The following is an 11,603-nucleotide window of genomic DNA, read 5'->3' on the forward strand; positions in this document are numbered from 1 at the left end:
AGAGAGCTGGATGGACTGTGTTCGGAAAGTTTTACTTATTAATCACAAGAATTAGCTATGACTGAAATCGTATTTCTGGTTGAAGATGACCCAGATGGAGGGTATACGGCTAGAGCCTTGGGCGAGTCAATTTTCACTCAGGCTGATGATATGGAAAGCTTGCGTGAGATGGTACGTGATGCAGTTCACTGTCATTTCCCTGATGAACAAAACCGCCCTAAAGTAATCCGTTTGCACATAGTCCGTGATGAGGTCTTTGCTTCGTGAAACTCCCACGATAAGTCCGCAGGGCATAGCATCTCTGCAATAATGTTTTCACCCAGTTCAACTCGCATCATAAAACTACTGCGATGGAAAAACCCTTCAGACTTACCTTCTCGAACGGACGTGAAGCCGCCGCCATTCGACCCTCTGTGCCCACAGAGTTATCCGTTGAACTCAACCAAATAGGGCTTCAGGGGTCGCGTCCCATTTTAGTCGTTGTGGGAGGTGCAAGTCAGATTAGTGAAGCTGAATTCTTACGCATCCAACAGTTATTTATCAAAGTCTTAGCGCCTATTGCCGAAAAGTTAGGCGCTTATGTGGTGGATGGGGGTACGGATGCGGGTGTGATGCAATTGATGGGTATGGCACGTAGCCAAATCGCAGGGACGTTTCCCCTAATTGGTGTCGCTCCAGAGGGAAAAGTAGCGCTTCCCAATCAGCTCACCCCTCCAGAGGATTCCACACCGTTAGAGCCTCACCATACCCATTTTGTCTTGATTCCTGGGAACGAGTGGGGAGATGAATCACCTTGGATTGTTCACGTTGCTACAGTACTCGCGAATGGTGCGCCCTCTGTTACCGTGTTGCTCAATGGTGGTGAGGTTACATTCAAAGATGCTTTTCAAAGTGTCATTGCAGGGCGATTGGTGATCGTCATTGCCGGTAGTGGTAGAACGGCAGATAAGATAGCAGATGCCTTGGATGGCAAAGGGACTGATCAGCGAGCGATAGAATTAGCTGATTCTGGCTTGGTACTAGACATCAACTTAGAAGAGGGTTTCAATCATCTTGCTCAAGCGATTGAGGAGCTGCTTTCTGCTCAGAATTGAAGCCTGACGAACAAAGACAAAACTTTGATTCCTAAAAATGCGATCGCTCTTTCACTACCATGAAATTGGACTGTAGCCGATGAAAAACAACGATGCAAATCCATCATGTAGCCATAATTTGCTCAGACTACGAAAAATCCAAACACTTCTATGTTGATATTTTAGGATTTCCGATTATCGAAGAAACCTATAGAAAAGAACGACACTCTTACAAACTCGATCTACAAGTTGGTGAAAGCGATCGCATCGAGTTGTTTTCCTTCCCCAACCCACCGCAAAGACCGAGTACACCGGAAGCCTGCGGATTGAGGCACTTAGCGTTTGAAGTTAACGATATCCATGCATCAGTGGCTCAACTGCAAGCCAAGGGAATAGAAGTCGAAGCGATTAGGCTCGATGAGATTACAGGTAAAAAATATACCTTCTTTAAAGACCCCGATAACTTACCGCTAGAACTCTATGAGAAATAGGCCAAAGGCTGGGTGTAGTAGTTAGTGAATTGCAGCTATCCGCTTTACATTAACTATGCGACATCTTGTAACGATACTGACTCCTGTAGCTTTCCTTGCCTTGGGTGTTCTGAGTTCAACTAACGTGCGATCGCCTTTGGCGCTGCGCTCCGCGCAATCGCTCCCTTCTCGTTTAGATACCCTAGCCGCAGCCGCTCAAGCCACCTCAACCGCCAAGTCTTGGGAAAATGCCCAACCCGTTCACACCCTCAAACCCCTCGGAGAAGCGCCACCTATGTGTGCTGGGTTTTCCGTTAGATCTCAGGCGTTTAGCCCCAATAACCAAATTCTTGCGGTTGGTGTTCACGGCTCTGTTGAGCGTCTGTGTGGTGGTGCGCCTAGCACTCTCAGCCTATGGAATCTGCAAACAGGGCAAAAAATCAAAACACTTGTTGAGGGAGGTGCAGGCGAGGCACTGCTAGCGGAGGAAAAATACCGCAATCAAGAACCCGACGATCCGAACGCTATTGTCGGTGATATTGCTCATGATGTCGCCTTCACGGGCGATGGACAAACATTAGCGGCGGCGATGTCCGATAAAACTATTAAGCTGTGGAATGGGAAAACTGGGCAACTCATCCGCACTCTCAAAGGACATGCCTATGCCGTTCATGCGATCGCAATTACACCCAATAATCAAACCTTAATCAGTGGCAGTTCTGACCAAACCATTAAACTGTGGAACCTGAAAACCGGGCAACTCATCCGCACCCTCAGAGACTCACAGCCAGTTTATCAGTTGATCCTCAGTTCGGATGAACAGAGCCTTGTGAGTATCACGTCAGCTAGCAGTCTCTCCTATGGCTTGGGTGACACAACAGTTAAACTTTGGAATCTGAAAACGGGGCAAGTCGTCCGCACCTTTTCAGATTTCGCCGATTCCTCCGCACAGCCTCTGTTGAGTCCAGATGGTCAGATTCTCGTCACGGGTAGCAACGATAATAGCATTAGGTTTTGGAACGCCCGTACAGGGGTACGCATACGCTCCTTAATCAGCCATTCGGGCACAGTTCGTCGCCTTGCCATTAGTCCAGATGGTCAGTTTCTCGCCAGTAGCAGCGCTGATGGTAGTGTCAAACTGTGGAACTTTAAAACAGGTCAGATCATTCGTACCATCTCTAATGTAGGAGACATTTATAACCTTGCCTTCAGTTCAGATGGACGGACACTAGCCATGCATGATGCGAAGGGGCTTCACTTATGGAATTGGCGATCGCCCCAAAAAATCCGCACCATTGAGGCGAATTCTGATTTTGCCTTCACCCCAGACGGACAAACCTTGCTGACTTCGCGTAACTATAGCCAACAGGTTTGGCGCTAGAGGAGACTTGTGGAGTGGCAACGGTTCAGATCCCCGGCTTTTCTAAGAAGTCGGGGATCTCGTTTCTCACCTCAAGCGACTGGAGCGCTTAAGTATTGCTCAAGGGCTTCAGAACCGCCAATGAGTTTTCCGTCAATAAATACTTGTGGAACCGTTGTTGCACCCGTAGCAGCCCGTAAAGAGCGCATGGTGGCATCTTTGCCCACAACGATTTCTTCATAATCAATGCCCCGTTCCTTGAGAGCCTGCTTCGCACGGGCACAGAACGGACAACCCACTTTAGTAAACAGTGAAACACACTGGGGCTTAGCGGCATCGGGGTTAATGAAGTTGAGCATTGTCTCCGCGTCAGACACCTCAAACGGATCGCCCTCTACTTCTGGTTCGATAAACATTTTTTTGATCACGCCATCGGTCACTAACATAGAATAGCGCCATGACCGCTTACCAAAACCTAGATTTTCTTTGTCAACGAGCAGTCCCATTTGTTCGGTAAATTCACCGTTACCATCGGGAATGAAGGTGATGTTGTCTGCCTCTTGCGTTTTCTTCCACTCATTCATCACAAAGGTGTCGTTGACTGACATACAGATAATGTCATCAACACCGTTTTCTTTAAATGTTTTTGCCAACTCGTTGTAGCCCGGTACATGGGTGGATGAACAAGTAGGTGTAAACGCTCCAGGTAGAGAAAAGACAATCACAGTCTTACCCTTAAACAGCTCATCTGTTGTGATATCAACCCATTGATTATCATTGCGGGTTCTGAATGTGACATTAGGTACTCTTTCCCCTTCGCGGTTTTTCAGCATTTATTTTGTTCCTAGGTGATGTTAACTTGTAGTCGTTATGAATTTACTTCCTATAGTGTACTCATAACGAGTATGATTTGCCAAGAAAATTCCACCAAAAACTCAACTCGTTTTTTCCGAGTCCGAAATCCCTCAGATTTTCCGAATTAATCTACCTTAGGGGGGATAACAATCGCCATATACTCTCGGTAACTGCAAATCTTGTCGCCGCGCACGTCAAAAGAAACGGCTATTTGGTTTTGGTAGGGATTCCCGCGCAACAACCCTTCAGAGCGAAACTCAAATACCGCCGTCGTCTCGTTGCTAGTCACACGCTCTAAAGTTAGCGTTAACCCTTGATCCATGACTTGAGAGACGTACTTGAAGAAAGCGGCGGCTCGTTCCTTCCCGACGTTCAACCCTTTGTAGGCACCCACCGGAAACCAGAACGAGAAATCTTCCGTTAATAAGTCCAAAAACGGTTCCCACTCACCAGTAGCTAAAGCATGAGAGAAGTGATTGAAGGCTTGCTGGGCAGTTGCCATTGTTTCTGGTTTTGTTTGTGCCATTCTTGCTACCCTTCCACAAACGCGCTCAAACTTCCTATCCGGCGATATATAGTCAGCCTACCCAAGTCAGGCTCCTTTGTCGTTGACCAAAAAGCTGTTCCTGCTTCTAGACTGGGTTGACAGTCACAGACGAGTGTGAGTATACCCATAATTTTGCCGCTACTGGAATCATACCCTTAGCGCTAGCAATACTGAATTGTTATCTAAATCATCTGGGAAGCTAATGGGGAGTTCCAAACCCCTCCCCCTTAGATTAATTATCATTATCAAGAATGAGGAGGTACAGGTAATCAAAAACAGTCCCGAATCGGGGTATAAGTTACTTTAAAGTGTTTTATGTCTTCCTTTGTGCAAAGTTCAATTGATTTATGACACCCAAATTTAAAAATATGGTTGCGTGGCACCAGGCTGAACTGGTGATGCAACCGGCTTTAATCCGTATCATCGATCAGATTCGCAAACAGCTCGAAAGTACAACTTGGAAGGCAACTTACAAGGATGTTCAGGCTCCAATCCCAGGCTATGAGCTGTGTCTAGAAGGCAATGGCAAGGAAGTGTGTGTCAATATTTGGGAGCTTTGTTATCAAGTTTGTTTTCTCAACTACACTTTGACACACACTGAACTCGAAAGCCAGGAAGTAGAGATTGATACCAACCTCATTGATGAAGCCGGTGAGGTGGATTGGCAATATCTAGACACAAAGGCACAACGCTTGGTGGCAGAAGTTTTTGCCAGCTTACCCCTGGCTTAGCTTTTGCCATGAGCGATGCGCTTCCATAGGAAGATAGCTAATGGAGGCGAAAAGCAGGAAGAAAATGATTCAAGAATTACACGATGTTCAGCAAAAGGCTGGGGCGACTTTTGAGTCAGTTGGCGATGTAACGATTCCCGTAAGTTTCGGGAACGATACAACCGCGATTCAAGCCGCACGTCAGGGTGTTGCCTTGGTGGACTTATCCCATTGGGGATTGCTGAAAATCTCCGGTGATGACAGACTGCGCTACTTACACAACCAAAGTACCAATGACTTCCAAAAACTCAAACCAGGACAGGGCTGTGATACGGTTTTTGTCACCTCTACCGCCCGCACCATTGACTTGGCAACGGCTTATGTTACAGAAGATGCCGTGTTCCTCCTCGTCTCTCCCAATCGGCGTCAGCAACTGATCGAGTGGCTGGATCGTTATATTTTTCCCATGGATCAGGTGGAATTAAAGGATGTGTCCCACGAGAATGTCACCTTCAGCTTAATTGGGTCAGTAAGTGATGCTTTGTTGCAACAATTAAGTGATGAAGTTCTGATCGAGGATGCCTATGCCAGTCACCAAGAACTAATGCTTAATGGACTTCAAGTACGTGTGGCAGTGGGCAACGGCTTGGGATTACCCGGATATACGCTGATCGTTTCTGCGAGTCATGCCGCGAGACTCTGGCAGGTGCTGACAGAAGCGGGAGGGATGCCTATGGGCGATCGCATCTGGGAACAACTGCGAATTCAGCAAGGGCGTCCTGTGCCCGATCGCGAACTCACCGAAGATTATAATCCGCTGGAAGTTGGTTTATGGCAAACCATTTCTTTTGATAAAGGTTGTTACATTGGTCAGGAAACGATTGCCCGATTAAATACTTATAAAGGCGTCAAGCAACAACTCTGGGGCGTCCGCCTGAAAGCACCGGTTGAACCGGGAGCCGTGGTCATGGTAGGAGAAGAAAAAGTCGGTAAGCTGACCAGTTTGACAGAAACTGACCAAGGGTTGTTTGGTTTAGCTTATATCCGCACGAAAGCGGGTGGCAAGGGATTAAACGTGCAAGTTGCAGATGTAGAGGGTGAAGTCGTGGATGTTCCGTTTTTAACCCATGATTATCCAGCTTGAGAGATATCTGAAGAACAGAAAACGCAGCACCAACAAAATCTAAAATCCCAAATTAGGAATGCCGGATGGGAATCTCAATCATAAACTCAGTGCCCTGCCCCGGAACAGAAATGCACTGTAATTGTCCACCGTGTTTTTCAACAACAATTTGGTAGCTAATCGACAATCCTAAACCCGTACCTTTGCCCGCTGGTTTCGTGGTAAAAAAGGGGTTAAACAGCTTTTGTTTAACCTCTTCCGTCATGCCTAGGCCATTATCTTTGATGCGAATGATCACCCAGTGGTTATCTCTTGTTTCGGTGCAAATCTTGATTTTCGGCTTTGTTGCATAGTTAGGTTGGGAAATTTTTTCGATCTCCCCCAGTGCATCGGTGTGAATCACCAGGGCATCGTGATCGTGAGCAAAACGGGACGCGATCGCGTCTATCGCGTTGCTAATCAAATTCATAAATACTTGGTTCAACTGCCCTGCATAACACACCACCTGTGGCAGATTTCCATAGTTTTTGCTCACCTCAATTTCCGGACTTCCTCCCTTGGCTTTTAAGCGATGCCGCAAAATCATGAGAGTGTGATCAATCCCTTCATGAATATCAACCGAACTCATTTCATCTTCATCAGGTCTGGAGAAGTTTCGCAGCGATAGCACGATTTCGTTAATGCGGTCAGCACCCACTTTCATTGAATTCAGTAATTTGGGCAGGTCTTTGATAATAAAATCCAGGTCGATTTCTTGAAGTTCATACTTAATTTCTTCAACCGGCTGAGGATAGTAATCTTGGTAAAGATGCACGATTCTCAGCAAATCTTGGATATAGTCACAGGCATAGTTGATATTGACGGTAATGAAGCTGACGGGATTGTTAATTTCGTGAGCTACACCTGCCAGCAATTGCCCTAAGCTGGACATTTTTTCAGTCTGCACCAACTGAGCTTGAGTTTCCTGCAAATCCTGTAGCGCTTGTTCTAATTCTGCGGCTTTGGTATTGGCTCGCGAGTTGGAAATTTGCAGATCTAAGTTTTGTTGAGCAAGTTGGGCGGCGGTGCATTTTTCCTTCTCCAACAGGCAGGCGTGAGCCAGAGCAATGCCAACTTGAGCGGCGACGGCTTCCAACAGTTCAATGTCACTACTCGTCCAATAGCGGTAGGCATCACACTGATGTAAGCTAAGCACACCATTGGGTTGGCCTTGATAAGATGTGCGAATTGCCAACATCGATTGGATATCCATCGCCTGACACAGATGGAGGGTGTTGGCGAACAGGGGTTCAGTGTAAACATTGGTCGAAGCGATCGCCCGATCGGTAGCTAACACCTGCTGGATGTGAACATTCCCCTCCACCGGAACTTCAAACGCCTCGATCGAGGAATAGCCGGCTTCTAAATACTCCGCCACTAAAGATAATGTGGGTTGGGGTGCGGCTTGATAAAGAAAAATCATGCAGCGATTCACCAACAGCGCTTCTCCCAGTTGCGTCACTGTGGTTTGGAAGATGTGCTGCGGATCAAGGGAGGAGCGAATCTCGCTGGTGATTTGCTTAAGTAATTCAGCACGTTCGTAAGAACGCCGGAGCGCCGCTTCTGCCTGCTTGCGTTCTGTAATATCCGTATGAATAGCGATCGTGCCGACTACCTCACCGGTAACATCTTTAATGGCATCGATTCGCAAGGCAATTTGCCGTCTGGAATGGTTACGAGACACCATCTCGACTTCACCCTGCCAGGATTGACCACTGACTGCGATCGCCAACACCTCGTGCATGACCTTAGCATCTGGAAACAGGATGGTAAATCCGCCAGCCCCATTGAGCTGCTCCAGCGTATAGCCGAACATTTGACCAAATGCGGGATTGAGGTAGGTAAACCGAACCAGCAGCGTGTCAGCAATGGCGATCGCATCACTGGCGTTTTCAACGGCTTTGCTAATGTGTAGGAGTGCCGCTTCTGTGCGTTTGGCAGCGGTGATGTCTTCGACCATACTCACCACAAACAACAGGCTCCCGGATGAATCGCGAACCAGTGAAACACTCAGGCGTCCCCAAACCAAGTAACCTTGTTTGTGGAAGTAGCGCTTCTCCATCTGGTAGGAGGGAATAGAACCTGCCAGGAGTTCCTGGTAGAGGGTAGCATCAGCGGCTGTATCGTCGGGATGAGTAATCGTGATCTGCCGCAGTTCCTGTTCGCTGTAACCGAACATTTGGTGTAAGGCTCGATTGCTGGCAATGATCTCTCCAGAGGGGTCACTCAGCGCAATTCCCAGCGCTGCATTTTCAAAGATGGCTCGGAAATGAGCTTCACTAGGCTGTCGCGACTCCTGAAGTCGGAAGCGCTCTGTCACATCACGAGCGGTGACGGCAATACCTTCTACTGTCTCATCCGCTAATAAATTGGTAGCCGTGACTTCTAACATGCACCAAGAGCCGTCTTTACACAAGGCACGGAAAGTAATTGGTGATAACATTGAACCAGGGTCTGCGACCCGCAATTGCTTCCAAGCCGCCTTCACGGCTGCGACATCTTGGGGTGCAATGTACCTGAAGCCATGTTGCCCCACTAATTCTTCGGGGGAGTAACCCAGGATACGTTCCAGGGCAGGGCTGTTGTACAGGATGGTACCACTGGCAGAGACAACGGTAATCAGGTCACAAGAGTGTTGAATCAGCGATCGCCATTTGGCTTTACTTCGTTCTATCACGGCTTCGGCTTGCTTGGTCAGCGCGAGGTTACGGGCAAGAGTGACGTACTCCAGCTCTCCCTTTTCCGGATTGTGGGGCATACTGCCTGAGGAGAGATGGGGCGAATTGGCGCTGAGAGAGTGTAGCTGTTCTAAAAGGGGTTCCAGAGCCGCTGTTCGTTCTTTTAGTCGGACTTCCAGAGCCTCATTGGTCTGTTGTAGGGCGGCAATCACGCGCTCTTGACGGGTGATATCTGTAGCGATACCATCCAAGCGAGTCGGTTGGCCTGCGCTATCGTAAATCACTTGCAGGCGATCGCGCAACCAGCGGATTTCGCCACTGGGACGGACAATCCGATATTCCATACCTCCACCGCCTGTTTCCAGAACTTTCTGTCTTTGAGTCCATACGTGAGGGCGGTCTTCTGGATGAATAATGTCTAACCAAAGCGTTTGGTTCTCAAAAAATTCGTGACTGGGACGCCCATAGATGGACTCAGCGGCGGGATTAAGGTATATCAACTCAAAGCGATCTAGGGTCGCTGACCAGACCACATCTTCTAAGGCATTAAGAAGGTGGTTGAGTCGTTGTTCACAGGTATTCAGCGAGGCTGCGAGTTTTTGGTCTTCCGGTTTATGAGCTGGCGGCTGACGCGGCGTTCCTTCTGCCTGCTTGTCTGAGGTAATGTCCTGACACAGTCCAGTAATCTTGACCGGATGAGGACTCCCGTCACCATACACCTCTCCTTCGCTTTTTAGCCAACGAATACTGCCATCTGGGCAGTGAATGCGAAATTCAATGCTGTAATTTGCTTGTTTTCGGATGGCGCGGGCGAGTGATCTCGTCACAAAGCGACGATCTTGTACACAAATCTGCTGGAGTAAGCTTTTATAAGTCCCCTTTAACGTGCTTGGGGCTAAACCCCATACCGCTTCAAAGTTCTCAGACCAGGCAACTTGACCCGTCAGGAAATGCCACTCCCACATCCCACTCTTCGTGGCCTGCAACGCTAACTTCAGACGGGTGTCACTCTTGTCCAAGTATTGCATAAAGCGTAACGATGATGAGCGATAGCTTAGTGGATATCACAAGAATTTATACTCAGCCGAATACCTCAGGGTATAGCTGCGTCTAACCCCGGCCTAGTTTTTTCTTGCTGTTGCACCCGATGAAGTTGTGCCGATAGGATGGCTTCCCTTCTAGTATCCTCAAGACTGCGCCGCAGGCGAATGATACTTAGGGTAGAGCATAGACACAATAGGACAGCCTCCTTGGAGATGTCGCTCGACCACCGCAGGCACTTCTTTGGGGTGGACGGCACTGTACCAAATTTGCTCAGGCGTCACCAGTACAATAGGCCCGTTGCCGCATTGTCCCAGACAACCACTACCTATTACTGTGATACCCGTCACTCGTGAGTGTTGAAAAGCTGTTAGGACGTTTATAGCACCTAGCTTACGGCAGCTACGTCCCTGGCAGATAAGTACCTGTCTCGAAGATTCTGGACTGTGATTACCCACTAAGTCACTCAACTCAATTCGCAATTATTTTTAGACTGACTTAGAGCCTAAAAATTGTGCAAATTTTTTGTAAATCTGGATGTACTTTACTACAGAATAATAACGTTGTGATCTAAAAAGCAGCTCTCCCGCTCTTAGCTTGCTCAGGCAACTTGACATCATTAAAAGCCTGACAAGAGGGGATTTTAGTTCAAGATTCGGGCAAACCATCAGCCCCATGGAGATTTTCCACACCCAGAACGGGAGAGCTACTGTTTCTAATCCGGTGAGAGTCCTTTCGACGCCAACCATTCCCGATTGAATAGCCGAGACTGGTAACGACCCCCGCCATCACAAAGGATAGTAACAATCGTATGACCTGGACCCATTTGTTTGGCAAGGGCGACGGCGGCTGCCACATTGATGCCCGAAGAACCCCCTAAAAAAAGTCCGTCTTTTTGAAGCAATTGATAAACAACTCGCACACACTCATGGTCATCGACTCGAATCGCATCATCAGCAGGTGCACCTTGCATATTCGACGTGATGCGACTGCTACCAATCCCCTCCGTAATCGAATTCCCCTCCGTCTTGGGTTCGCCAGTCTTGACATAACTGTACAGCCCACTGCCCATCGGGTCGGCAACAACCGTTTTAACGTTGGGGTTTTGCTCTTTCAAGTACATAGCCACACCCGCATAAGTCCCGCCTGTCCCGGTAGCTGTCACCCAGGCATCAATCTTGCCATTGGTTTGCTGCCAAATCTCTGGCCCCGTGGTTTCGTAGTGAGCTTGCCGATTGGCTAAATTATCAAACTGATTCGCCCAGATGGCATTTTCCATCTCGGATGCTACCTGTCCAGAAAGCCTAACGTAATTATTGGGATCGGAGTAGGGTACAGCAGGAACAGGGCGAACTTCGGCACCCAGTGTCCTCAGGGCGTCCATTTTCTCTTGGGATTGAGTATCTGGAATAATAATCAAGCACTTATAGCCTCTGGCATTACAAATATGAGCCAGACCAATGCCCGTATTACCGGCTGTGCCTTCGACAACAGTTCCCCCAGGCTTGAGTAAGCCTTTTTCTTCAGCCTCTTTGATTATGTACAGTGCCGCTCGGTCTTTGACGGAACCGCCAGGATTGAGGAACTCAGCTTTCCCTAAAATTTCGCAACCGGTTTGCTCACTGAAACTTTCTAACCGAATCAGTGGTGTGTTGCCAATTGTTCCGACGAACCCTGCTTTGATATCCATGTTTTTCGCTCTTGTGT

11 protein-coding genes are annotated in these 11,603 nt (G+C 48.1%); 6 read left to right on the forward strand and 5 right to left on the reverse strand.

Features of this window, described 5'->3' with window-relative positions:
• The first annotated feature begins 57 nt into the window (after positions 1-57).
• The 4 genes from NDI48_19020 (at position 58) to NDI48_19035 (ending at position 2,924) form a co-directional block, all read left to right on the forward strand.
• Positions 58-267, forward strand: a complete 210-nt coding sequence (locus tag NDI48_19020; GenBank protein MEP0833266.1) for a 2-oxoisovalerate dehydrogenase — start codon at positions 58-60, stop codon at positions 265-267.
• A gap of 83 nt (positions 268-350) precedes the next feature.
• Complete coding sequence (locus NDI48_19025; protein MEP0833267.1) at positions 351-1,094, forward strand: hypothetical protein; 744 nt, start codon at positions 351-353, stop codon at positions 1,092-1,094.
• A gap of 92 nt (positions 1,095-1,186) precedes the next feature.
• Positions 1,187-1,564 (forward strand): VOC family protein, encoded by a 378-nt coding sequence (locus NDI48_19030; protein ID MEP0833268.1) that lies wholly within the window; start codon positions 1,187-1,189, stop codon positions 1,562-1,564.
• 55 nt (positions 1,565-1,619) lie between these two features.
• A complete protein-coding gene (locus tag NDI48_19035) occupies positions 1,620-2,924 on the forward strand; it encodes a WD40 repeat domain-containing protein (GenBank protein ID MEP0833269.1) in 1,305 nt (434 codons plus the stop codon).
• Positions 2,925-2,995: 71 nt separating this feature from the next.
• On the opposite strand, the gene NDI48_19040 is transcribed toward NDI48_19035, so the two are convergent.
• A complete protein-coding gene (locus tag NDI48_19040; protein MEP0833270.1) occupies positions 2,996-3,736 on the reverse strand; it encodes a glutathione peroxidase in 741 nt (246 codons plus the stop codon).
• A 146-nt stretch (positions 3,737-3,882) separates the two neighbouring features.
• Positions 3,883-4,284 (reverse strand): nuclear transport factor 2 family protein, encoded by a 402-nt coding sequence (locus tag NDI48_19045; protein MEP0833271.1) that lies wholly within the window; start codon positions 4,282-4,284, stop codon positions 3,883-3,885.
• Between the two features lie 368 nt (positions 4,285-4,652).
• Here NDI48_19045 and NDI48_19050 point away from each other — a divergent pair, with 368 nt between their 5' ends.
• Positions 4,653-5,036 carry a hypothetical protein gene (locus tag NDI48_19050; GenBank protein ID MEP0833272.1) on the forward strand — a complete coding sequence of 128 codons (384 nt, stop codon included), beginning with the start codon at positions 4,653-4,655 and terminating at the stop codon, positions 5,034-5,036.
• 64 nt (positions 5,037-5,100) lie between these two features.
• Positions 5,101-6,159, forward strand: a complete 1,059-nt coding sequence (locus NDI48_19055) for a folate-binding protein (protein MEP0833273.1) — start codon at positions 5,101-5,103, stop codon at positions 6,157-6,159.
• Between the two features lie 52 nt (positions 6,160-6,211).
• On the opposite strand, the gene NDI48_19060 is transcribed toward NDI48_19055, so the two are convergent.
• The 3 genes from NDI48_19060 to NDI48_19070 form a co-directional block, all read right to left on the reverse strand.
• A complete protein-coding gene (locus NDI48_19060) occupies positions 6,212-9,883 on the reverse strand; it encodes a PAS domain S-box protein (protein ID MEP0833274.1) in 3,672 nt (1,223 codons plus the stop codon).
• A 159-nt stretch (positions 9,884-10,042) separates the two neighbouring features.
• Positions 10,043-10,366, reverse strand: coding sequence for a (2Fe-2S) ferredoxin domain-containing protein (locus NDI48_19065; protein ID MEP0833275.1), 324 nt, complete (start codon positions 10,364-10,366; stop codon positions 10,043-10,045).
• 245 nt (positions 10,367-10,611) lie between these two features.
• Entirely contained in the window at positions 10,612-11,586 is a 975-nt protein-coding gene (locus NDI48_19070; protein MEP0833276.1) for a cysteine synthase A, read from the reverse strand.
• Positions 11,587-11,603 lie beyond the last annotated feature (17 nt).

The sequence above is a fragment of the Microcoleus sp. AS-A8 genome, assembly GCA_039962225.1.
In the GTDB taxonomy this organism is placed as follows: Bacteria; Cyanobacteriota; Cyanobacteriia; order Cyanobacteriales; family Coleofasciculaceae; genus Allocoleopsis.